20 protein-coding genes and 1 pseudogene are annotated in these 21,923 nt (G+C 70.9%); 11 read left to right on the top strand and 10 right to left on the bottom strand.

Annotated elements, in window-relative coordinates; all coding sequences use genetic code 11:
- Nucleotides 1-41: 41 nt before the first annotated feature.
- Nucleotides 42-1,331: a nucleotide disphospho-sugar-binding domain-containing protein gene (locus tag IEY93_RS08490; protein ID WP_189162408.1), complete on the bottom strand. Its 1,290-nt coding sequence runs from the start codon at nt 1,329-1,331 to the stop codon at nt 42-44.
- A 366-nt stretch (nt 1,332-1,697) separates the two neighbouring features.
- Between IEY93_RS08490 and IEY93_RS08485 the strand changes: the two genes are divergently transcribed.
- A complete protein-coding gene (locus IEY93_RS08485; RefSeq protein ID WP_189162407.1) occupies nt 1,698-2,411 on the top strand; it encodes a class I SAM-dependent methyltransferase in 714 nt (237 codons plus the stop codon).
- A gap of 65 nt (nt 2,412-2,476) precedes the next feature.
- On the opposite strand, the gene IEY93_RS08480 is transcribed toward IEY93_RS08485, so the two are convergent.
- Nucleotides 2,477-3,490 (bottom strand): NAD-dependent epimerase/dehydratase family protein, encoded by a 1,014-nt coding sequence (locus IEY93_RS08480; RefSeq protein ID WP_189162406.1) that lies wholly within the window; start codon nt 3,488-3,490, stop codon nt 2,477-2,479.
- A 4-nt stretch (nt 3,491-3,494) separates the two neighbouring features.
- A complete protein-coding gene (locus tag IEY93_RS08475; RefSeq protein WP_189162405.1) occupies nt 3,495-4,844 on the bottom strand; it encodes a nucleotide sugar dehydrogenase in 1,350 nt (449 codons plus the stop codon).
- 170 nt (nt 4,845-5,014) lie between these two features.
- Between IEY93_RS08475 and IEY93_RS08470 the strand changes: the two genes are divergently transcribed.
- Entirely contained in the window at nt 5,015-6,439 is a 1,425-nt protein-coding gene (locus tag IEY93_RS08470; RefSeq protein ID WP_229690975.1) for an NDP-hexose 2,3-dehydratase family protein, read from the top strand.
- 34 nt (nt 6,440-6,473) lie between these two features.
- Entirely contained in the window at nt 6,474-7,583 is a 1,110-nt protein-coding gene (locus tag IEY93_RS08465) for a DegT/DnrJ/EryC1/StrS family aminotransferase (protein WP_189162404.1), read from the top strand.
- A gap of 275 nt (nt 7,584-7,858) precedes the next feature.
- Here IEY93_RS08465 and IEY93_RS08460 read toward each other — a convergent pair whose 3' ends face one another.
- From IEY93_RS08460 to IEY93_RS08445, 4 genes are all read right to left on the bottom strand, one after another.
- Nucleotides 7,859-8,587, bottom strand: coding sequence for a class I SAM-dependent DNA methyltransferase (locus IEY93_RS08460; RefSeq protein ID WP_189162403.1), 729 nt, complete (start codon nt 8,585-8,587; stop codon nt 7,859-7,861).
- Nucleotides 8,588-8,589: 2 nt separating this feature from the next.
- On the bottom strand, nt 8,590-9,807 hold the full coding sequence (locus IEY93_RS08455) for a class I SAM-dependent methyltransferase (RefSeq protein WP_229690974.1): 1,218 nt from the start codon (nt 9,805-9,807) through the stop codon (nt 8,590-8,592).
- A 301-nt stretch (nt 9,808-10,108) separates the two neighbouring features.
- Entirely contained in the window at nt 10,109-10,936 is an 828-nt protein-coding gene (locus tag IEY93_RS08450; protein WP_189162401.1) for an MEDS domain-containing protein, read from the bottom strand.
- A gap of 347 nt (nt 10,937-11,283) precedes the next feature.
- Nucleotides 11,284-11,940 (bottom strand): glycosyltransferase family 2 protein, encoded by a 657-nt coding sequence (locus IEY93_RS08445; protein WP_189162400.1) that lies wholly within the window; start codon nt 11,938-11,940, stop codon nt 11,284-11,286.
- A 316-nt stretch (nt 11,941-12,256) separates the two neighbouring features.
- Between IEY93_RS08445 and IEY93_RS08440 the strand changes: the two genes are divergently transcribed.
- A complete protein-coding gene (locus tag IEY93_RS08440) occupies nt 12,257-14,071 on the top strand; it encodes a hypothetical protein (protein ID WP_203968432.1) in 1,815 nt (604 codons plus the stop codon).
- A gap of 200 nt (nt 14,072-14,271) precedes the next feature.
- On the opposite strand, the gene IEY93_RS08435 is transcribed toward IEY93_RS08440, so the two are convergent.
- Nucleotides 14,272-14,667 (bottom strand): VOC family protein, encoded by a 396-nt coding sequence (locus IEY93_RS08435; RefSeq protein ID WP_189162398.1) that lies wholly within the window; start codon nt 14,665-14,667, stop codon nt 14,272-14,274.
- A gap of 544 nt (nt 14,668-15,211) precedes the next feature.
- Complete coding sequence (locus IEY93_RS08430; protein WP_189162397.1) at nt 15,212-16,198, bottom strand: NAD-dependent epimerase/dehydratase family protein; 987 nt, start codon at nt 16,196-16,198, stop codon at nt 15,212-15,214.
- 288 nt (nt 16,199-16,486) lie between these two features.
- On the opposite strand from IEY93_RS08430, the gene IEY93_RS08425 reads away from it, so the two are divergent.
- Entirely contained in the window at nt 16,487-16,825 is a 339-nt protein-coding gene (locus tag IEY93_RS08425; RefSeq protein ID WP_229690973.1) for a VOC family protein, read from the top strand.
- A gap of 126 nt (nt 16,826-16,951) precedes the next feature.
- Here IEY93_RS08425 and IEY93_RS39700 read toward each other — a convergent pair whose 3' ends face one another.
- The gene (locus IEY93_RS39700) at nt 16,952-17,131 is read right to left on the bottom strand and encodes a transposase (RefSeq protein WP_203968431.1); all 180 of its coding nucleotides are present in this window, start codon (nt 17,129-17,131) and stop codon (nt 16,952-16,954) included.
- A 140-nt stretch (nt 17,132-17,271) separates the two neighbouring features.
- Between IEY93_RS39700 and IEY93_RS39695 the strand changes: the two are divergent.
- The 6 genes and pseudogenes from IEY93_RS39695 to IEY93_RS08395 all read left to right on the top strand — a co-directional run.
- Nucleotides 17,272-17,484, top strand: a pseudogene (locus tag IEY93_RS39695) (helix-turn-helix domain-containing protein); the annotation flags it as partial.
- A 3-nt stretch (nt 17,485-17,487) separates the two neighbouring features.
- Nucleotides 17,488-18,495, top strand: a complete 1,008-nt coding sequence (locus IEY93_RS08415; protein WP_229690972.1) for a hypothetical protein — start codon at nt 17,488-17,490, stop codon at nt 18,493-18,495.
- Between the two features lie 356 nt (nt 18,496-18,851).
- A complete protein-coding gene (locus IEY93_RS08410; RefSeq protein WP_189162394.1) occupies nt 18,852-20,069 on the top strand; it encodes a helix-turn-helix domain-containing protein in 1,218 nt (405 codons plus the stop codon).
- A 660-nt stretch (nt 20,070-20,729) separates the two neighbouring features.
- Nucleotides 20,730-21,005 carry a hypothetical protein gene (locus tag IEY93_RS08405; RefSeq protein WP_189162393.1) on the top strand — a complete coding sequence of 92 codons (276 nt, stop codon included), beginning with the start codon at nt 20,730-20,732 and terminating at the stop codon, nt 21,003-21,005.
- Complete coding sequence (locus IEY93_RS08400) at nt 21,002-21,436, top strand: hypothetical protein (RefSeq protein WP_189162392.1); 435 nt, start codon at nt 21,002-21,004, stop codon at nt 21,434-21,436. The genes IEY93_RS08405 and IEY93_RS08400 overlap by 4 nt, the downstream gene beginning before the upstream one ends.
- Nucleotides 21,433-21,723 carry a hypothetical protein gene (locus tag IEY93_RS08395; protein WP_189162391.1) on the top strand — a complete coding sequence of 97 codons (291 nt, stop codon included), beginning with the start codon at nt 21,433-21,435 and terminating at the stop codon, nt 21,721-21,723. The genes IEY93_RS08400 and IEY93_RS08395 overlap by 4 nt, the downstream gene beginning before the upstream one ends.
- Nucleotides 21,724-21,923 lie beyond the last annotated feature (200 nt).

Raw genomic sequence — 21,923 nt, 5'->3', positions numbered from 1 at the left:
GTCCGTCCTTTCGAGTTCTTCGTTCGGTGGGCGGGACCGGGTCAGGGGCGGGAGGTGCGGTACTCCGCGGTGAGCTTCTCCAGCATCGGCACGACGTCGTACGGCGTCGGCATCCCGCGCACCTCGCTGCGCGCCTTGGCGGCGTTCTCGGCGTACGAGGGGTCCTCCAGGACCTGCTTGAGGGAGTCGCGCAGCACGTCGGCGGTCATGCTGCCGGCGTTCACCGAGTACACGCCGGCGCCGCGGGATTCGACGGCGTCGGCCATGGCGATCGAGCCCCACCACTTCTCGACCTTGAAGTCGTTGGGCACGATGACCTGCGGGACGGCGTGCTCGATCGAGGTGGCGAAGGTGCCGCAGCCGCCTTCGTGGACGATCGCCGCGCACGAGGGCAGCAGCGCGTTCAGCGGGACGAAGTCGACGGTGCGCACGTTGTCCGGGATCTTCAGCACCGATTCGAGCTGCTTGGCGTTGAAGGTCGCGATCACCTCGATGTCGAGGTCGGCGACCGCGTCGAACAGCTCGGCGGCCGAGGCCGACGTGCCCTCGATGTTGGCGTCCCGGTGCGAGATGCCCAGCGTGACGCAGACGCGCCTGCGGGTGGGCGGCTCGTACACCCACTTGGGGGTGGTCGCCGGGCCGTTGAACGGAACGTTGCGCATGGGGACGTAGTGGACGCCCTCCGGCCGCCACACCCACTGCGGCATCGGGGACAGGGTCCACTGCCCCTGCACCGCCGACTCGTCGAACTGCGCGCCGTACGGGGCGAGGAGCGGCTCCAGCCAGTCGCGCAGCGGGTCGCCGTCGGTGGCGAACCGGTCGCGGCAGGCCGCGCGCAGCTGGGCCATGCGGTCGACGGTGAACAGCATGCGGCAGTGCGCGGCGCCGACGGCGCGGGCCGCCACCACGCCGGGCAGCGCGGTGGGGTCGGAGATGACCAGGTCGGGCTGCCACGTCTTGGCGAAGTCGACCATGTCGTTGACGGTGGAGTCCGGGTAGAACACGCCCTTGACGCCGGAGATGAGGTCCTTGAACTCGATGTACGGGTCGCCCCAGCCGAAGTCGCTCTGCACCGACTTGCCGGTGCGCAGCCCGCGCGGGTCGGCGGGGCCGGTGGCCTCGGGGATCGGCGGCACCGCGGCGACCTTCTCGGCCAGGAGCAGCGTCTCGCCGATCGACACGCCGGGGACGCCGGTGCGCGCGATGTCGTCGGCCATGTCCGGCGGGCCGGCGATGCACACCTCATGCCCTGCGGTACGGAGCGCCCAGGCCAGCGGCACCTGCACGTACAGGTGTGACTTGAAGGGGTTGGTCACGAAGAGGATTCGCATCGGAGCCCTTCCTCCTAAATGGTGAGCGGCAGCGGCCGTGCCCGGAGACGCCCTGGCGGCCGGCGGCCGCTGGGGCCCTCGCGCCCGAGCCGGGGGAGCGCGCCGCGGCGAGCGCCGCGCCGGTGGGGCTGTGGAGTGGTTCCGGCTGCTTTCGGTCCCGTTGACTGGAGTCGACGTTCCCCAGTATGGGCCGGGGGTGGTGTCCGGGGCGTCTTCTGGATTGCGTGCTTGACCACCGTTCCGGCGCGGGGCGCGGCCGTCCGGGAGCTGCGCACCCACAAGGATGCGCCGCCGGGGCGCGCCCGCTGATGATGGTGGCGCTGATCGACGGACGCCGGTGAACCGGCATGACGAGAAGGGCCGGTCATGCTCTACGACACCGAACACGCCAAGCTCTTCGATCTGGTCTACACGCGGCGGCGCAAGAACTACGCCGCCGAGTCCGAGGCCGTCGCGGGCCACATCCGGGCCCGCAAGCCGGACGCGCGTTCGCTGCTGGACGTCGGCTGCGGCACCGGAGAGCATCTGCGCACGTTGCAGGACGTCTTCCCGGACGTGGCCGGGCTCGACATCACCCCCGCCATGCGGGAGCAGGCGATGCGGAAGCTGCCGCGGGTGCCGATCCACGCCGGCGACATGAGCGACTTCGACCTCGGCCGCACCTTCGACGCGGTGGTCTGCCTGCACAGCGCGGTCGCCTTCCTGCCGCTGCCGGGGGTGAAGGCGGCGATCGCCTGCATGGCCCGCCATGTGAACCCGGGCGGGGTGCTCATGGTCGAGCCGTGGTACCCGCCGGAGCGGATCGTCGACCGCAGGGTGGTGGGCGACATCGTGCGCACCGACCGCGGCCTGACCATCGCGCGCGTCTCGCACGGCGAGCTGCGCGGCGACGGGCACCATCTGGCGACGCACTTCCTGGTGGCCGACGCCGACGGCATCCGGCACTTCGCCGACGACCAGGTGATGTACACCTATCCGCGCGAGGAGTACCTGGCCGCGTTCGCCGACGCGGGCTGCACGGCGGAGTACTTCGAGGACGGTCTGTGCGGCCGCGGCCTGTACGTGGCGGTCCGCCACTGACCCCGCCGCCCCGGGTGCCGTACGGGCACCCGGGGCGGCAGGCGAGGACGCGGTCCTGCCAGGGGTCAGGCGGACGTGCTCCCGGCCAGGGCGGGGTCCGGGGCGGCGCCGCTGTCGGGCTGGGCGAGCCACCAGGGGTTCTCCCGCGCCCACGCGATCGTCCGGGCGAGCCCTTCCCGCAGGTCGGTCGAGGCACGCCAGCCGAGCACCTGGGCGATCTTGCCGGTGTCCGGTACGCGCCGGCGCAGGTCCTGGTAGCGGTCGCCGAGCTTGGCGCGGGTCTCGATCGGCACGACCGACGCGAAGCCGGTCAGCTCCGCGACCAGGGCGCTCAGCTCGGCCACCGTGGTCTCGACCGAGCTGCCGACGTTGAAGCACTCGCCGTCGGCGGCGGCGCTGGTGCCCACGGTGATGGTCGCGTCGATCGCGTCCCGTACGTAGGTGAAGCACCGCGTCTGGCCGCCGCCGTCGTACACCACCGGCGGTTCGCCGTTCAGCGCCCGGTGCAGGCTCCTGCTGACGACGAACGCCGGCCGCTGCCGCGGGCCGTACACGTTGAAGTAGCGCACGATGGACGCCCGCAGCCCGCGGTCGCGGACGAAGGCGAACGCGAGGTGCTCGCCCAGCGCCTTGCTGGAGGAGTAGCACCACCGGTCCACCGCCGTGCTGCCCAGCACGCGGTCGTCGTCCTCCCGCCACGGGACGGCGGGGTTCTTGCCGAAGACCTCGCTGGTGCTCGCGACGACGACCTTCGCCCCGGTACGCGAGGCGAGGTCCAGGACGTTGCGGGTGCCGAGCAGGTTGATGTCGATGACGTCGACAGGGCTTGCGAGATAGCGGTCGACGCCGACGACGGCGGCGAGGTGGTAGACGATGTCCACCCCGTCGGTCACCACCTCGGCGACCTGCGCCGCGTCCCTGATGTCACCGGCCACGTAGCGGACCGAGGGCGGCGGCGCCTGGTCGGGCGGCGGCGCGCCGCCGTCGAACACGGTGACCTGCTCGCCCCGCCGGACCAGCTCGTCGACCAGGTGGCTGCCCAGGAAGCCGCATCCTCCGGTGACCACGACCCGTGCCATGCCGTTACCTTCCGATTCCCCGGTAGGCGAACCCGTTCTCCCGGAACCGGTCGATGGTCTCCCGGGAGTAGTAGGCGCGGCCGTCGATGATGACGCACGACGGCGCGACGGCGTCCCGGAGCGCGACGAAGTCGACGTCGTCGAACTGGTCGTGCCGGGCCAGCACGGCGATGCAGTCGGCGCCGGACAGCGCCTCGCGTGCCGTCTCCACCGGCGCCTGCCCGAAGATCTTCTTCACCTCGCCCGCGTCGGCGAGCGGGTCGAAGATGGCGACCTCGGCGCCGCCCTGCTGCAGCCGGGTCACCACCGGCAGCGCGGGGGTGGCGCGCAGGTCGCCGGTGTTGTTCTTGAACGCCACGCCGAAGATCGCGATCTTCGACCCGGCGAGGGTACGGCCGGTCCTGGCCAGCTCGTCGGTGATCAGGTCCACCGTGTAGGCGGGCATGGAGTCGTTGACCTCGCGGGCCACGGCGATCGTCTCCAGCTCGACGTCCCGGTCGCGGGCAGCGCGCCACACCATCCACGGGTCCTTGGTCAGGCAGGACCCGCCGACGCCGACGCTCGGCAGCAGGATGTTGACGTTGCCGCTGCCCTTGCGCATCGTGTTGGTCGCGCCGATGACCTCCAGCACGTCCACGTCCAGCGCGCCGCACAGCATGGCGAGCTCGTTGGCCATCGCGATGTTGTGGTCGATCCACCAGTTGCTGGCCAGCTTCACCATCTCCGCGCTCTCCATGGAGGTGCAGGTGATGGTGCGGACGCCGACCGTCTGCTCCCAGAACGCCGCCGCGGCGGCCGCGCTGTCGGGGCAGAAGCCGCCGATGGCGATCGGGAACGTCCGCATCTCCTGGAGGGCCTGTCCCTCCGAGAGCCGCTCCGGGCAGAAGGCCAGGCCGATGTCCTCGCCGACCTTCAGGCCGCCGCTCTCCAGCAGCGGGGCGACGACGTTCCTCGACACGCCCGGCGGCACCGTGCTCTTGAGGATGACGAGCTGTCCCTTGCGCAGGCGCGGCGCCAGCTCGGTGCACGCCGTACGCAGGTAGGTGTCCACCAGCTCGGTGTCCTGCACCGGGGTGCCCACGGCGATGATCACGACGTCCACGCCGGAGACCAGGTCGTAGTCGGTGGTGACCCGCAGCCGGCCCGAGTCCAGGCCGCTGTACAGCAGCTCGGGCAGGCCCGGCTCACTGAACCAGCAACGGCGCTGTTCCAGCTGGGCGACGAGCGACGGATTGACGTCGATCCCGACGACGTCCACGCCTTCCCCGGCCAGGACCCCCGCGACGGCCGATCCCACATAACCCATTCCGATTACCGCGGCGGAGGAATTCTCCTGCTCAGACAAGAACTGCATGGGTCACCCACTTCCTGGATGCGCCGGTTGGCATGGAAACAGCGTGCAGGCCGCCGGGCCGATGACGCATCTCCTGTGATGCCGTGCGCACACCGCAATCCGGAAGGTGCGTCGCCGAGCGCGGGCGTATGACGATGCAGGCAGTCACACGACCTCCTGGGGGGCTACCGGTGTCTGCGCGACTCGATCAGCTCGACCTGCGCCCGTCCGTCGGCCTCGCCGCCCGTGTCGCCGCCTCGGCGCAGGTCACCACCTCACGGATGTCCCCGGACATCGACGAATGGCTCGCCGCGAAGAGACGGCAGCCGTTCGAGAACACCCTGATCCCGCTGGACGAGCTGACCGAGCCCGGCGGCTGGCTCTTCGCCCCGGGAACCGGGAATCTGGAGCACTACAGCGGCCGGTTCTTCAGCGTCGAGGGACTCCACGTCCGGGCGAACCACGGCCGGGTCAGGGAATGGTCGCAGCCCATTCTCGTGCAGCGCGACATCGCCATTCTCGGCATCATCGCCAAGGAGTTCGACGGCGTCCTGCACTTCCTGCTCCAGGCCAAGATGGAGCCCGGGAACCTCGGCCTGGTGCAGCTCTCGCCGACCGTCCAGGCGACGTCCAGCAACTACACGCAGGTGCACCGCGGCAGGCGCGCGGCCTACGTCGAGTACTTCACCGAGCCGGGCCGCGGCCGGGTCGTCGTGGACATCCTGCAGTCCGAGCAGGGCGCCTGGTTCCACCTCAAGCGCAACCGCAACGTCGTGGTCGAGGTCACCGAGGACGTGCCCGAGCACGAGGACTTCTGCTGGCTGACCCTCGGCCAGATCCGCCGGCTGCTCCGGCAGCCCAACGTGATCAACATGGACGCCCGTACGGCTCTGGGCTTCCTGCCCTTCACCGGCCCGGACGGCGGCGAGGTGCTCGGCGCCGCGCCGTGGGAGGTGGGCGACCCGGCCGGTCTGCACTCGATGACGGAGATCCTGAGCTGGTTCACCGGCCGCAAGAGTGAGTACGAGCTGGCCACCCGCCTGGTCCCGCTGGACTCGGTGACCGGATGGCACAGGGACGCCTACCGGATCAGCCCGCGGCACGAGGGTGTGCACGGCGGGAACTTCAGCATCGTCGGCGTCCGCGTGCACGCCGACACCCGCGAGGTGCACAGCTGGAAGCAGCCGCTGCTGGCGCCGCACGGCCTCGGCCTCGCCGGGCTGGTCGTCCGGCGCATCCGCGGGCGGCTGCACGCGCTGGTGCGCGCCGAGGCGCTGCCGGGCTACCGGGACACCGTCGAGATCGGCCCCACCGTGCGCTTCATGATGACCGACTATCCCGGCACGCCGCCGGACCACCGTCCCGAGTACCTCGACTACCTGCTGTCGGCGCCGGAAGGCGTCGTCCGCTACGACGTCGTGCAGTCCGAAGAGGGCGGCCGGTTCCACCACGCCGAGACCCGCTACCTGGTGGTGGAGGCCGGCGAGGAGTTCCCCTTACAGGTGCCGCCGGATTTCGCGTGGATCACGGTCGAGCAACTGCTGGCTCTGCAACGGCACAGCTACTACCTCGGCATCGAGGCCAGAACCCTGCTCTTGTGCCTGAACAGCCTGTGACAGAAGAAGCGATCCCGAAGGAGTTCGTGCACCGATGCCTGTTTACGTATGGGACCACCGGCCGGAGTACGAGAAGGAGCGCGAGGACATCCTCGACGCCGTCGACACGGTGCTCCGTTCGCCCCAGCTCATCCTCGGCGACAGCGTGCGGGGCTTCGAGCGAGAGTTCGCCGCCTACAACGGTGTGACGCACTGCGTCGGGGTCGACAACGGCACCAATGCGGTCAAGCTCGCCCTGCAGGCCCTGGGAGTCGGGCCGGGCGACGAGGTCATCACCGTGTCCAACACCGCGGCGCCGACCGTCCTCGCCATCGACGGGGTGGGCGCGACGCCGGTGTTCGTCGACATCGACCGCGACACCTACCTCATGGACACCGCCCGGGTGGCCGGCGCCATCACCGAGCGGACCAAGGCCATCATCCCGGTCCACCTGTACGGGCAGTGCGTCGACCTCGTCCCGCTGCAGGAGCTGGCGGCGCGCCACGGCCTGAAGCTCCTGGAGGACTGCGCGCAGGCGCACGGCGCGCGGCGCAACGGCCGGATCGCCGGCACGGTCGGCGACGCGGGCGCGTTCTCGTTCTATCCCACCAAGGTCCTCGGCGCGTACGGCGACGCCGGCGCGGTGATCACCTCCAGCGACGAGGCCGAGCGCGAGCTGCGCAAACTGCGCCGCTACGGCATGGAGGATCAGTACTACGTCGTGCAGACCCCCGGCCACAACTCGCGGCTGGACGAGCTGCACGCCGAGATCCTGCGCCGCAAGCTCCGCCGGCTGGACGACTACATCGCCGCCCGCCGCGACATCGCCCAGCGGTACGCCGAGGGCCTGGGGGACACCGAGCTGTTCCTGCCGCAGGTGGCGCCGGGCAACGAGCACGTCTACTACATCTACGTCGTGCGCCATCCCGCCCGCGACCAGATCCTGGAGGCGCTCAAGGAGTTCGACCTCCACTTCAACATCAGCTACCAGTGGCCGGTGCACACCATGACCGGGTTCGCCCACCTCGGCTACGCCAAGGGCGACCTGCCGGTGACCGAGGCCGCGGCCGACGAGATCTTCTCGCTGCCGATGTACCCGGCGCTCGGGGAGGACCTGCAGGACCGCATCATCACCGCCCTGCGCAAGGTGCTCGCCCGCGGCTGACCCCCGCCGCTCGTTCTCGCGCGCCGACCCCGGCACGAACCGGTCCGTCCGGTCTCGTGCCGGGGTCGTCGCGTACGCGCGTCCGGACCCGGAATGACCTGCGAGGACGACCGGCGGACGACGTGGTACGAAGACACGGAAAGCGCCCTGCGTGATCGGGGGCCGCGGGCCGCGAGGCCCGGGGCGTCCCGGTCGCAGGGCGCTTCCGGCGCGTTCGGTGCTTTCAGCTGCCGCTCCGGGCCCGCCGGCCATCGGCCGGCGGACCTATGAGCAGGTCAGGACTTGACGCCGATGTACAGGCCCGGGCGGTCCGGCCCGGTCTGCAGCAGCTCGACGGAGGAGATGCCCGCCTCGGCGTAGGCCGTCTCGTACTCCCGCCGGGTGAACAGCGTCAGCAGGTGGAGGTCGGTGAAGTGCCGGATGCCGTCCTCGGCCGTGGCCACCAGGTAGTGCGCGGTCATCCGGTGGCGCTTGCCCTCGACCACGGTGTGCGAGAGCCGGGCGATGGTCTGCCCGTCCACCGTGACGACGTCGCCCATGATGCGCCCGGACAGCGCGTTCTCCGGGGACCACCAGGGCTCGATGACGATGAGCCCGCCCGGGTTGAGGTGCCGGCTGAAGCAGCGCAGCGCGGTGTTCAGCTGCTCGGCGTTCTCCAGGTAGCCGATCGAGCTGAACAGGCAGGTGATCACGTCGAAGCGCCGGTCGAGGTGGAAGTCCTTCATGTCGCCCTGGTGCAGCGGCGCGTCCGGCAGCCGCTTGCGCGCGACCCGGAGCATGTCCTGCGACAGGTCGACGCCCTCCACGTGGTCGAAGGCGCCGGCGAAGTAGCCGAGGTTGCGCCCGGTGCCGCACGCCACGTCCAGCAGCGAGGAGGCGGACGGGTTGCGGTCACGGATGTTCTTGACCATGGTCTGCGAGTCGGCCTCGTACGTCCGCTCGCGCCCCTCGTAGAGCGCGTCGTACACCTCGGCCTGGCGGTAGATCGGCGACAGCTCGTCCATGATCACGCCACCCGCACTTCGGGCACGTAGAGGATCCACCGGCCGCCCGCGTCACGGAACTCCTGCTCCTTGGCCATGATCTCCTCGGCGTGGTTCCAGGCGAACAGCAGCGCGTAGTCCGGATAGGAGGCGGCGAAGACCTCGTGCGGCTCGACCGGGATGTGCACGCCCGGGGTCACGCGGTGCTGCTTGGCCGGGGTCGTGTCGCACACGTACGACACCAGCTCGGGGCCGATGCCGCAGAAGTTGGTGACGGTCGCGCTCTTGGCCGTCGCACCGTACCCGGCCACGGTCTTGCCCTCCGCGCGCAGCGAGCGCAGCAGGGTGACGAGGTCGTCGCGGATGCGGGACACCGAGGACGCGAAACCCTGGAGCACCTCGGGCTCGGCCAGGCCCCGGGCGTCCTCCTGGGCGCGCAGCTCGGCCACCGCGGCGGACGGCGTCCGGGCGCCGGTCCGGGCGATGGTGTAGCGGATCTCACCGCCGTGCACCGGGAACCGCTCGACGTTGACCAGCTCGAACCCGAACCGCGCGGCCATCTCCTGCACCGAACGCACCGAGAACAGGAAGAAGTGCTCGTCGTAGATCTGGTCGAAGGAGGTCTTCTCCACGATGTCCCCCAGGTAGGGGTCCTCCCAGACGAAGATCCCGTTCGGGGCGAGCAGCGCGTCCACGCCGCGCAGCAGCGAGTCGAGGTAGGGGATGTGGCAGATGGTGTTGGCCGAGAAGATGACGTCGGCCGGTCCTTCGGCCTCCCGCACGGCGGTCGCGGTGGCCTCCTCGAAGAACTCGGTGCGCACGCGCGCGCCCCGCTCGCGGGCGACCTGCGCCACCCCTCCGGACGGCTCGAACCCCAGGTGCCGGACGCCGGACTCGGCCATCGTGCGCAGCAGCACCCCGTCGTTGCAGCCGATCTCGACGAAGAACGGGTCGGCGCCGGTGAGCTCGGTGTCGATGAAGTTCAGCGCGGTACGGGTGAAGTGCTCCCGCATCACCGACGACCCCGACGAGTGGTAGGGGTAGTCCTGGTGGAACATCCGCTCGCGGGGGACCTCCTCCATGAGCTGGACCATCGTGCACGCCAGGCAGCGTCCGACGGCGAGCCGGTAGAAGAACTCGCCCTCGACCTCGCCCGGGCGCGGGAACGCGTCGGAGAGCGGCTGGCGTCCGAGGTCCAGGAACTCCTCGACCTCGCCGCCACAGATTCGGCATTCGGTCACCGGCGCCGCCACCTTTCTTACCGGCCGCTCTCCGGCCGCTCGGGAAAAGCTCGTCCTCACGTCCATCTGCCAGCATGTCCGCGTGCGGGTGGTGGCGCATCTTCCAACGTGCGCCGGGCGGCGGCCGTCCGGATCAGGCCAGCCGATCGCCCGGCTCCGAGCCATGCGGAGTCGGCGGCAGGCAGACGCGGCGGGCAAGACCACCACGACCGAGTACGAGGCCGCGGGCAACCGGGTGAAGGAGACCAACGCCACCGGCCGGCGCGGCCCGGGAAGCGGTCGGCCGCATCAGGCGGCGCGGTCAGTCGGCCGGGTGGACGATCAGCGGGCCGGTGGGGAGCTGGTGCAGCCTGGCCAGCGTGTCCGGTCCGGCCCGCAGCATGGTGGGGTGGGGATGGCGGGCCGCGGCCAGGTCGGCGAACTGGCGCAGCGGGGTGCCGTCGGTGACCACCAGGCCGGTGGCGTCGATGGTGACCGGACCGGCGGTGTGCGACTCGGAGGCGAGGACGGCCTCCAGCGCCTCGGCGTTGGCGGCGCCGGCCGTCCCGGTCAGCCGCAGGCCGGGCGGGTCGCCGACGCGGGTGAACCGCAGCGCGTGCCCGCCCGCCACCAGCGGATGGGCGGTGCGGACCTTCGACAGGACGACCGGGTCGAACATCCGCAGCTCGTAATGGCACACCCCCGCGATGCGCCGGTCCAGGAACAGCCGGTTCACGGCCGACTCGTAGTCCATCAGGTGCGCGGCCGACACCGAGTCGTACAGGGCCCACGACATGTCGCCGGAGACCCACAGCCCGCTGAAACCGTCGCGGGCGGCCTGGTCGCACGTCTCGGCGAAAGCGCTCATCACCTGGTCCGCACTGAAGTCTCCGGTGCGCAGGTACATCTCGCGGGCCGGCTGTATCTCCAGTGCGCCGGAGGCCACCGCGGCCTCGGCGGTGGGCACCCGCGCCTCCAGCCAGGCCCGGGTGGCCGCCGTCGTCATCACCTCGGCGAGCACCATCACCTTGTGGCCGGCCGCCAGCCCGCTGTGCGTGAAGGCGGCCAGGAAGTCCAGATATTCGTCAACGGACTCGCCGACCAGGCATACGTGGTCACCGAGCTGGAGGTCATCAGGGGAAAAGGCCATCACCGACACCGAGGGAGTTGGACGACACATCCACGAAGGGCCGTCGTCCGCTCCCTGTGCGGGCATCAGCGACCGCGACCCGGGGAGCGGCCGGGGCCTGATACAGCCTAACTCCTCTCCGTGTTCACTCGAACACGTTTCACCTCATGCCCTGCTCCACCCCGACCTCCTCGCCCACCCCCGCTGCCTGGCCCCTGCCCCACACCTCCGTCGGCTGCCTTCCCGCCGTCTCTCCGATGGGTACCTATCGGCGCCGCGTCGGCGGGTCGGTGTACGGCGAAGCCGGCGCCGCCCTATGGCGGGAACCTGGGGCACCTTGTCACGCCGCAGAGGCGGTATACGTCGTTTCAAGAGGATTCGCGGATGACTCGGCGCATGTCGCCGATGGCGCGCAGGGTGCCGCGTACCGTACCGGTGACCTTGGAACGGCCCGCGCGGGGAAGGTAGTCGACCTTGGTCTCGCCGATCCGCCAGCCGGCCGCCGCGGCGCGCAGCACCATCTCCAGCGGGTAGCCGAACCGGCGGTCACGCAGCCCGAGGTCGATGAGTTCGGCTCGCCGCGCCGCCCGCATCGGGCCGAGGTCGTACAGGGCGGCCCCGGTGCGCCGGCGCAGCATGGCGGCGAGCAGGACGTTCCCGGCGCGTGCGTGCGGCGGCCAGGCCCGGGCCGAGCGCGGGATGCGCCGGCCGAGCATGAGGTCGGTGTCACCGGCCACCACCGGCCCGGTCACGCGCGGCAGGTGCCGCGGGTCGAGCGAGGCGTCGGCGTCCATGAACGCGACGATGTCGCAGGTCGCGGCCAGCAGCCCGGCATGACAGGCGGCGCCGAACCCGCGCCGCGGCTCGACGACCACCCGCGCCCCGAGACCCGTGGCGACCTTCACCGAGTCGTCCGTCGATCCGTTGTCGACCACGATCGGGTGGTATCCGGGCGGCATGCGCTCCAGTACCCACGGGAGAGCGGCCTCCTCGTTGAGGCACGGCAGGATCACGTCGATCACCATGATCCGACGCTAGGACAGCCGGCCCCGGAGAAGTCTTACGGACCGGTGACGTCCCTTCAACCCGCCTCCAGATCAGACCTACTGTTGCCACGCGGAGCGCCTGGCCGCGCGGGCCGGACGCCGCCACGGACGATGACGCATCGACCCGCCGGACAGGGAAGCGCGGAGAACACGGCGATGCGGACGGGGGAGTACGTGGGCGGCGGGGAGTACCCAGAGCACCCGGGCGGCGCGAAGCGCACCGGCGGATGCGGACGGCACCTGTGGACGGCGTGAATCGAGCGGGCAGCGTGAAGGCGTGGACGGCGGGGAGTACGTGAGGGCACGATCGGTGTGGAGCGGCGGCGGTACGGAGCGGAGGGCGCTCGTCGGCTGGGCCGCGCTGATCGCCGTGGCCGGAGGGGCCGGCGCGGTGCTGCACGGGCTCGGCGTGCTGCGCATCGACCACCTTCCTCCGCTGCACGCCCACTTCCGAGTGCTCACCTTCACCCTGCTGCCGGCCGTGCTCTTCGCGGTCGTCGCCGTACGCGTGCTGCCCGGCCTGGTGCGGCGGGGCGGGTTCGGGCGGGCGTCGCTCATCGCCTACGGCTTCGCGCTGGCCTGGACATTCCTGCTGGCGGTGTCGGCCGACGGGCCGGCCGCGCCGTTCACCCACCCGCAGGAGTACCTGGCGGTGCTGCCCGCGGTGGGCGACGATCCGCTCGGGTGGCTGGCCGGCTTCACCCGGCACCTGCCGGAGTACCCGACGCACGTGCGCGGGCATCCACCGCTGCCGGTGCTGGTGGTGTGGGCACTGGCGGCGGTGGGACTGCCCGGCCCGCTGTGGGCGGCGATCGTGGTGATCGCCGCCGGCTGTTCGGCCACGGTCGCGATCGGGCTCACCGTGCGCCACCTCGCGGGGGAGGAGGCGGCCCGGCGGGCGCTGCCGTACCTCGCCCTGACCCCGGCCTCGGTCTGGATCGCCACCACCATGGACGCCTTCTTCGCCGGCGTGGGCGCCTGGGGCGTCGCCCTGCTGGTGCTCGGCATCCGGTCACCGGCCAAAGACCGGTACGCGGCCGATGCCGGGGACGCGGCCGGGATGCGGTACGCAGCCGCGACCAGGGACGCCGGCAGGCCGGGGTACACGGACAGAGCCGAGTACGCGGCCAGATCCCGGTACGTGGGCAGGCTGGGATACACGGCGGGGGCCTGGTACGTGAGCAGGGTGGGGTGGTACGCGGCCAGAGCCGGAGACGCGGGCAGGTCGGGGTACGCGGCCGCGACCGGGTACATGGGCAGGTTGGGGTACGCGGCGGGGGCGGGAGTGCTGCTCGGCGCGCTGCCGTACCTGAGCTACGGACTGGTCCCGTACCTGGCGATCCCGGTGGCCGTCGCGGTGCTGGTGCGCCCGTCATGGCCGGTGGTGGCCGCGGTCGTGGCCGGAGCGGCGGCGGTGACGGCAGCCTTCGCGGCGGCGGGCTTCTCCTGGCCCGCGGGGGTGGCGGCCACGCACGCCGAGTGGGCCGCCGACCCTGGCGCCGCCCGCCCCTACTGGTACTTCCTCGTGGCCAACCTGGCCGTGCTCGCCCTGATCACCGGCCCGGCGACGGCCATGGGCCTCGCTCGCCTGCTGCCCCGCCTCCCGCGCCGCCAAGCCCTCCCCACCGCGACCGTGCTCGACATGGCCCGCCTCCCGCGCCGGCAACCCTTCAGCCCCACGGCCACACTGGACGTGTCCAGCGTCCCGCACCGACGATCTGTCCCCGGCGCGGTCGTGCTGGACATGGCACGCTTCCCGCGTCGGCAAGGTGCGGCCGCGCTGGACGTGCCACCTGCCCCGCGCCGGCAACCTCTCACGGGCACCGCCACGCCGGATGCGCCCCGCCTCCCGCGCAGGCAAGCCCTCACCCCCGCGGCCATGCTGGACGCGGCCCGCCGCCACGGCACGGGCACCGTCGTGGCCGCGGCCCTGGTGGCGGTGCTGGCGCTGGACATCAGCGGGGTGACCCGCGGCGAGGTGGAACGCATCTGGCTGCCCTTCGCCGTATGGATCGGACTGGCCGCGGCGTACGCCCCCGCCCGCCGTATGCTCGCCGTCCAGGCGCTCACCGGCCTGCTCCTGCAGTGCCTCGTCGCCTCCCCCTGGTAACCGGCACTCCGCGTCTTCCCGGCCGCGGCCGGGCCGGAGCGGCGAGGCCGGCGGAACGGCCGTACACCCGCCGGTGTCGTCGCCCGCGTGATGCGGCACATCCTCATGCCGACCGCCGCCATCGGGCACAACGACCGCACGGGACAGCCCGTCCTGCGCTCACCGACCGCCTACGACCACCAACCCTTGGGGGCGATCATCTAGGTGGACGGTGCCAGGCTGCGCACGACGTCGAACTCGTTGCCCTCAGGGTCGGCCATGACCACCCAGCTACGGCCGGAGCCCTGCCCCACGTCCACCTTGGTGGCGCCGAGGCCGAGCAGCCTGGCCACCTCGTCGTCGGTACTGCCGTCGATCGGGCTGACGTCGAGGTGGAGCCGGTTCTTCACGGTCTTGCCCTCGGGCACCTGGATGAACATCAGGGTGGGCGGCATCTGGCGGGCCCGGACCTCCTCGATGGTCGGCTCCCAGGAGCCGATCTCGACCATGCCCTCGCTCCGGTCGATCACCTTGAAGTCCAGGACCGCGCACCAGAAGGCCGCGAGCCGCTCCGAGTCGTGGCAGTCGACGACCAACTCGGTGAACCTACTGGTCATGAGCTCCTCCAAACAGTACAGACGAGGGCTCACCCTATGGGCCTTGCAATCAATGATCTAGAGGCGACCGTGAGCAAGTGCGGCCCCGCGCTCTAGCAGGAGTAGCCGCAGCAGAGAGATTGACGAGGCCCCGTCCGATGGGCGGGGCCTTCAACCATCGACACGAGTTCGATGGCGCGATTGACGCCAGTAGACAGGTCCACATCCGTGTCTGTCAACTCACTGTGCGCAACGTAGGAGCATCGTGTTCTGTCCGGCCACGGGTCCTCTGATCGGCGCCGGGTCGGTGTGGTGGTGTGCGGCGAGTCCGGCGTCGTTCTATGGCGGGGGCCCGCATCAGGCCGGTCGATCGATGGGTTGGCGCAGCCTTGTCTGAGCCGGGCTGTGTTCTTTCCGTCCGTTCGATGGGTTGTGTGATCGGCGCCGGGTCGGCGGGATGGTGTGCGGCGAATCCGGCGCCGTGCTGCGGCGGGAAGTCGGCGCACCCCGCGCGTTACCGCATCAGGCCGGCCGACGGGTGTGTCCGACGCCCACATCGCCATCGTCAGCCGAGGGGGGCGGTGGCGAACTCCTTCATGCCGTCGGCGAAGGCGATGCCCGCCCGGAACCCGAGATCGTCGGCGGCGCGGGCGGGCGAGGCCACGATGTGCCGTACGTCGCCGAGCCGGTGGTCGCCGGTGACGACCGGATCGGGGCCTCCTCGCTCGGCGGCCAGCGCGGCGGCCATCTCCCCGACGGTGTGCGGCTCGCCGCTGGCGATGTTGTACGCCGTCAGTGTCCCCGGCATGCCGCCGGACAGGGCGGCGAGGTTGGCCTGGGCGACGTCGCGGACGTGGACGAAGTCCCGGCGTTGCCGGCCGTCCTCAAACACCTTCGGCGCGCGCCCGGCCTCCAGCGCGGACCGGAAGATCGCCGCTACCCCGGAGTACGGGGTGTCCTTCGGCATTCTCGGCCCGTACACGTTGTGGTAGCGCAGCGCGACCGCCGTGCCGCCGGTCTCCCTGGCCCAGTTGGCGGCCAGGTGTTCCTGGGCGAGCTTGGTGGTGGCGTAGGCGTTGCGCGGATCGAGGGGGGCGTCCTCGCTGATCGTGCCGGACGTCAGCGGCGAGCCGCACCCGGGGCAGCGCGGTTCGTACAGCCCTTGTGCCAGGTCGGCGGGGTCACGCGGGCCGGGCCGTACCCGTCCGTGCCGAGGGCAGTCGTAGGCGCCCTCCCCGTAGACGACCATCGAGGAGGCCAGCACCAGCCGCGTCGTGCCGTGCCTGGCCATCGCCGCGAGCAGGACGGCGGTGCCGTAGGCGTTGACCGAGGTGTACTCCGGCAGGTCGGAGACGTCCACCCCCAGCCCGACCTTGGCCGCCTGGTGCACCACGATCTCCACACCGGCCAGCGCCCGGTCCACGGCGGCGTCGTCGCGCACGTCGTCCCCGGTCCGCAGGTCGAGACCCGTCACGTCGTGCCCCGCCTCGGCGAGCGCTTCGACGACATGGCTTCCGATGAACCCGGCCGAACCGGTCACGAGTACTCTCACCCGCCGAGCGTAGGCCGCACCCCGCACCTCCCGGCGGCCCATCCGTCCACCGTTCGCAGCTCGTAAGAACTGCTCTTATGACCATCTCGTTGGCACACGCCCAGGGCGTGTATCGAAGGCGCCGGTCACAGTCACCCGTTGCTCTGAGCAGGGATAAACCGCTACTTCAGCGGTGGATGTGGCGGGTACGGTGTGGCTGTAGGCCGGTGATCGCGTGCAGCGGCGGCTTACGGAGACAGGCGCGCGGACACGAAGGAGCGAATGGTGCCAGGCGCTGTACTGCGAGGGGTGATCTTGGACTGTGCCGACCCGCAGGTGCTGGCGGGCTTCTACGGTGCACTGACCGGGATGCGCGAACTCTTCAGTACGGACGAGTTCGTCGCTCTGACGGACGACTCCGGCTGTGATCTGGGATTCCAGAGGGTTGACGGATACCGGGCTCCGCAGTGGCCGGGTCAGGACGTGCCACAACAGTTCCACCTGGATTTCCGCGCTGACGACCTCGATGCGATGGAAGAGCTGGCGCTGGAACTCGGCGCGGCCAAACCGGCCCATCAGCCCGGGGACGGACGCTGGCGGGTACTCCTGGATCCGGCTGGCCACCCCTTCTGCCTGACGTCTTCCTGACATCCCCGGCGTTGACAGGTATCCCCCGTCAGACGCCGTAGCGCTCAGGCGTGGTCGGGCGGTTCATCAGCTGCCGGCCGCCTCGGAGAGGGCATGGCGTCGGCTGTGCTGGTCACAGCCACTCGTTTATGGCCGCGACGAGGACGGTCGCCTCGTAGCGGACCGCGAGCCGGTGCGGACCCGGAACCGTATGCCGTCGATCAGCTGCCGCCAGGTCCACGTCGGCGGCCGGCCGGGCTTCTTGCCCTTCGGCAACAACGGTTCCAACACCGCCCATTGCGCGTCCGTCAGATCTCCACGTGCCACGAGTCAAGATCATCTCAGGTCCAAGATCCACTTTCGGTACACGCCCTAGGGAGGCTCGTTCGTTGCTCGATTGTTCGGCATGGGAAAGACCCTGACCCTTAGCCTGAAGAGGTCGAGGTTTCGGGAAAGGTCAGGGGCCTGTGAACGACCGTGACACGCCTAGGCGTCCCCGAGAGGAGGAGCCGGAGGGCATCGGGGCGCGCATCCGGGAGTTCCGCGCGATCCGCGACTTCTCCCTCGCTGAACTGGGCCGCCGTGCCCATGTTTCGACCGGGCACCTGTCTCGTATCGAGTCAGGCGACCGGCCTGCCACCCCGGCTGTTGTAGCTGCGGTGGCCAGGGCTCTTGGAGTGTCCGTGTCGGTCTTGCACGGGCAGCCTTACATCCAGACGTTGCAGCGGGACCAACTCGACAGGCTCACCACGCCGATCAGCACCGCGCTGGACGACTGGGACATTCCGCCGAGCGCCGACGACCCTGTACCGCGGTCTCTCGGGGAGTTGCACGCCGAAGTGGCTCGCCTTGAGGGCCGGCGTGCCCGAGCGGAGTTCATCGAGATCGCCACTGGCCTGCCCGGCCTCTTGGCTGAGATCAACGCCCGGGCTCTGATGCACGACCGGCCTGGGCGGGATCGCGAGCGCGCGGCGTGGTTGCAGGCGGAGGCCGCACGGACCGTGTACGTCGTGGGCAGGCAGATCGGTTATCTGGATCTGGCGCGGTTGGCTCTGGCCCGCATGGCGGTCGCCGCCCGGGATTCCGGCGATCCGCGGCAGGTGGCCATCGAGCGTTGGGACCGTGCGCAACTGCTGGCGGACGCCGCTCGTCCTGATCGTGGCGTGGCCTTGGTCGAACAGGCGCTGCGTGACCTGGAGGATGACGGCGAACGCCCGACACGAGCGGTACGCGGCGCGCTGCATCTGAAGGCGGCCGTCCTTTCCAGCAGACGCGGTGACACCGTCACGGCCGACGACTGGCTCGGCGAAGCGAACAACATCGCGGTCCGAACAGGAGAGACCCGCGACTACGGGCTCGTGTTCGGGCCGGTCAACGTGGCCATCCACAGCATGGCCGCTGCGAGCGACCGCGATCAGTACGGCAAGGCGCTGGAGAAGGCCGTCAAGGTCCGTCTGCCGGAGGACTATCCACCTGCCAGGGCAGGGCACTACTGGGTCGACCGGGCTCGTGCCGAGGCATGGACGGCCCATCACGAGGAGGCGCTGGAATCGCTCTACCAGGCCCGCCGGATCGCGCCACAACAGACGCGGTATCACCCCGGCGTCCGCGAGACCGTGGCGACGCTGCTGCGGGCTCGCCAGCGTGCGGCCGACCGGCTCCGTGACTTCGCCCAATGGAGCGGTGTGTAACAGAGGGATAGCGGAGAGTCAAGGGGCTCTGTGTTGCCAAAGGCGCAACGCAGAGCCCCTTGTGTGTAGCGACCATCGGGAGGCAGGCAGAAGTCAGCGGGACCCGCAGGCGTTCCAGCGCCGTACGGGTCCCTTGATCAGGAATCGAGGAGGCGCCGTGCCGCGCATCCCCACCAGGCGCGTCGCCGGTGGGACCCCGCCCAGCGAGCGGCGGCAGCCCAACTCGACCAGATCCCCCGCTTGGACGGTGTTCTACGGCGTCGGCACCCGCCGCTTCACCGCCATCGCCATGCGCGGGCGACGGCGTGCCGCGTACCGTGGCGGTCGGTATCGGAACCTGTGAGGAAGGCTCGACCATGGCGCGCGCCGTTGACGACGGCATGCGGCGGATCGGCGAAAACGTACGAGCCGCCCGTCGCTACCGTGGAATGTCGCTGGAGACTCTCGCCGGTCTCACTGGCCGGTCCAAGGGCTGGCTCAGCAAAATCGAGAACGGCCACGCAAGGCTCGAGCGTCGCAGCGATATCCGCGACCTCGCAGACGCCCTGGAGGTCTCGGCCTCTGATCTGCTCGGGGAGCCGGCTCCGGTCATTCGTCCGAGGGACAGGGCATATGGGGACGTCGTACGCCTCCGGGAGGTGTTCCTCGATGCCTCTCTCGACAGCCCTCTGGACATCCAGGCGCGACCTCTCCGTGCACTGGTAGAGCTGATCAATAGCGACATTCGCGAATACCGGCGGAACGCCGACGATGCCCAGCTCGCCACCGCCTTGCCGCCGGTGCTGGCCGAGCTTCACATGTACGCGGCCACGGGAGACGAGCGAGATCGTGCCACCGCGCTTCGTCTGCTGGTCGATCTCTGCACTTCGGCGACCAACGTGCTTCGGCACCTTGGACAGGTTGACCTGGCCTGGATCGCGGCCGACCGTGCTGAAAGGGCCGCACGACTGCTCAACGATCCGGTGATGATCGGAGCGGCGGCGTTCGCACAGGCAGGCTCTCGGCCGGCCGCCACGGTTTCGCGGGCCCTTCGTGACGCTGAACGCGCTGCGGACATGCTTGCGGGACACCTAGGTGACGAGCGGACCGCCCACGAGGTCTACGGAATGCTCCAGCTGTACGCCGCGCTGGCCCGGCACCTCCAGAACGACGCTGCCGGGGCGGCCGACAGGATCGCCGAAGCCGGTCGGATCGCCGAGCGGCTCGGAGAACAACCCGACGGGTCGACCGGCGAGGGCTGGCAGAGTTTCGGGCCCGCGAATGTCGGTGTCTGGAGAACGATGCTGGCGGTAGAGGCGGGAAAGCCGGAAGAAGCCCTTGAGGTAGCCAGCGGTGTGGAAGCGAAGGCGCTCCGCAGGCGTAGCAGAAAAGCCGCCTTGGCGATCGAGCAGGGGCGCGCGCTGGCCATGCTCGGCAGGAGCGACGCCGCCGTACGGCAGCTGCGCCATGCCGAGAGGCTCTCGGTCGCCAGCGTCCACAAGAACCCCATGGTGCGTGAACTGGTCGCGGACATGTACGACAACGCGATCAGTCGTGATCTCCGCGGACTGGCCTGGCGGATGAACCTCATCTGAACAAGGGTTTCCATCCGGAAACACCGGGGCCGTCTTCGCGTCTTAGGTTGCCGCGAACGAAGACGGCCCCGGCCGGTGCGCGAACACCGGTGCCCGGGGCCTTGATCAGGAAAAGAGGTCCTGACCCATGGCCAATCCTAGGGTTGTCCATAACCGGCCTACGCCCCGGTTGGTCCGTATTCGTCACGGTGCGGACGCCCCGCCCAAGCCGCTCGGGTGCCGGTGGTGCGGGCATCCGCCGTACGCGCATGACGCGCAGAGCCTGCCGCACCGGCGGCGCCACGAGTGGGAGCACCCGACCAACGCCCAGATGCGCGCCCGCCTGGACGCCCGGCGCCGCCTCGGCCTGTGCGGCACACCCCCGGCCTCCCCGGCCCGCCCGCCGGTCCACCCGCTCGCGACCGCCTCAGTCCGCCCGTCCAAGACCGCCCCGGCTCGCCCCTCTACGACCGCCTCGGTCCGTCCGTCCACGGCCGTACCGGGCCATCCGGCCACGCTCGCTCCGGTTCGTCCGCCGAGGGTGCACCCGCCCGTGGCCGCGTCGGGCCTGACCGGCCTCCACCAGCGCCCGGCCATGACGCCCGCCCCGACCGGCCGGGGCCGGGCGCCGGACCGAAGGGCCTTGGCCGACCGGCGCCCGTACCGCCAGGGAGCCGCCGCGTGAAGCGCCAACGCCCCGCCGGACGCCACCACATCGGCGCCGTGCCGCGCATCCCCCACCAGGCTCCTCGCCGATGGGACCCCGCCAAGCGGGCGGCGGCCGCCCAGCTCGACCAGATCGAACCCGCCTGGACGGTGTTCTACGGCGTCGGCAGCCGACGCTTCACCGCCATCGCCCTGTGGCAGGCACCCACCGGCCTGCGGGTCGAGGCCACCACCACCGAGGAACTGCGCATGCTCATGCGCGAGGCCGAGATGGCGGTGACCCCCGCATGACCGGCCACCACGACGGGCGACACGACCCGTACATCATGTCCTCGGCTGCCCACCTCCCAGCAGGGGACCACCTACCCGCCGTCGCCGGCCACCTGTCCGGCACCCTGGGCGGCCGCCTCGGCGCCACGGACCGGCTCCCCGGCGCCACCGGCGGCGGCCCCGACACCACGAGCGGGCCCGTCCCGGCGATGGCTGCGCCGCCGTTGTACGCGGTCGCGTTCGTCCCGGGCTCGCCGATCCGGCACGCCGTTCCCTGGGCGATCGCCATCCCCGGGGTCGTGACCCGGACGACGTGCCGAACCGAGGCGCGGGTGGGCATCATCTCCCGGCACCCGGTCGTCTGGACCACGCTCGACCCACTGGCCTGCGAGAACTGCGCCGCAGCGATCACCGCCCCCACGGAGCGGCCATGTTCACAGGAGGACAGGTGACGCTCACCCCCACCGAGGGCACCCCCGGATGCGGCCCGCACGCCTGCGAACCGGACCCCACCACCCGCCACATCACCTGGCAGCCCGCCACCCGCCCCGAGCAACGACGCCGCGTACTGCGCTGGACCTGCGAATGCCGCCCCACCGTCTACTACCTGGTATCCGCAGCAGGCCGCGGCTACATCGAACGCACCCGAAGGGGACACCCGACGACGCAGACCGAACGGATGAGCCACTCCGACACCGCCACGCTGTGGGAACACATCCTGCTCGGCCAGGCGGTGTAGCCCGCTCAACCGGTGCGGCGGTGCGGTGAGCCCGGACCTCGCGCGCCGTCGCACCTTGGCGGAACCGTACCGGAGACGACCTCCGCCATGATCCATTGCTCACCGCGATGGTCGGGCCGGTGGTGGCCATGCGCACGTGGGGGCGCGCGGCCACCACGTGATCGGGTACGCCGGGCCGTGCCGCGTACGGCCTCGGATGG

The organism is Sphaerisporangium melleum, assembly GCF_014646695.1.
Classification (GTDB): Bacteria; Actinomycetota; Actinomycetes; order Streptosporangiales; family Streptosporangiaceae; genus Sphaerisporangium; species Sphaerisporangium melleum.
This window is presented reverse-complemented; position numbering and strand designations above follow the sequence as displayed.

Coding starts and splice junctions, on each gene's coding strand:
- IEY93_RS08490 (WP_189162408.1), bottom strand. CDS start 1,331: ATGCGAATCCTCTTCGTGACCAACCCCTTCAAGTCACACCTGTACGTG.
- IEY93_RS08485 (WP_189162407.1), top strand. CDS start 1,698: ATGCTCTACGACACCGAACACGCCAAGCTCTTCGATCTGGTCTACACG.
- IEY93_RS08480 (WP_189162406.1), bottom strand. CDS start 3,490: ATGGCACGGGTCGTGGTCACCGGAGGATGCGGCTTCCTGGGCAGCCAC.
- IEY93_RS08475 (WP_189162405.1), bottom strand. CDS start 4,844: ATGCAGTTCTTGTCTGAGCAGGAGAATTCCTCCGCCGCGGTAATCGGA.
- IEY93_RS08465 (WP_189162404.1), top strand. CDS start 6,474: ATGCCTGTTTACGTATGGGACCACCGGCCGGAGTACGAGAAGGAGCGC.
- IEY93_RS08460 (WP_189162403.1), bottom strand. CDS start 8,587: ATGGACGAGCTGTCGCCGATCTACCGCCAGGCCGAGGTGTACGACGCG.
- IEY93_RS08450 (WP_189162401.1), bottom strand. CDS start 10,936: ATGGCCTTTTCCCCTGATGACCTCCAGCTCGGTGACCACGTATGCCTG.
- IEY93_RS08445 (WP_189162400.1), bottom strand. CDS start 11,940: ATGGTGATCGACGTGATCCTGCCGTGCCTCAACGAGGAGGCCGCTCTC.
- IEY93_RS08435 (WP_189162398.1), bottom strand. CDS start 14,667: ATGACCAGTAGGTTCACCGAGTTGGTCGTCGACTGCCACGACTCGGAG.
- IEY93_RS08410 (WP_189162394.1), top strand. CDS start 18,852: ATGGCGCGCGCCGTTGACGACGGCATGCGGCGGATCGGCGAAAACGTA.
- IEY93_RS08400 (WP_189162392.1), top strand. CDS start 21,002: ATGACCGGCCACCACGACGGGCGACACGACCCGTACATCATGTCCTCG.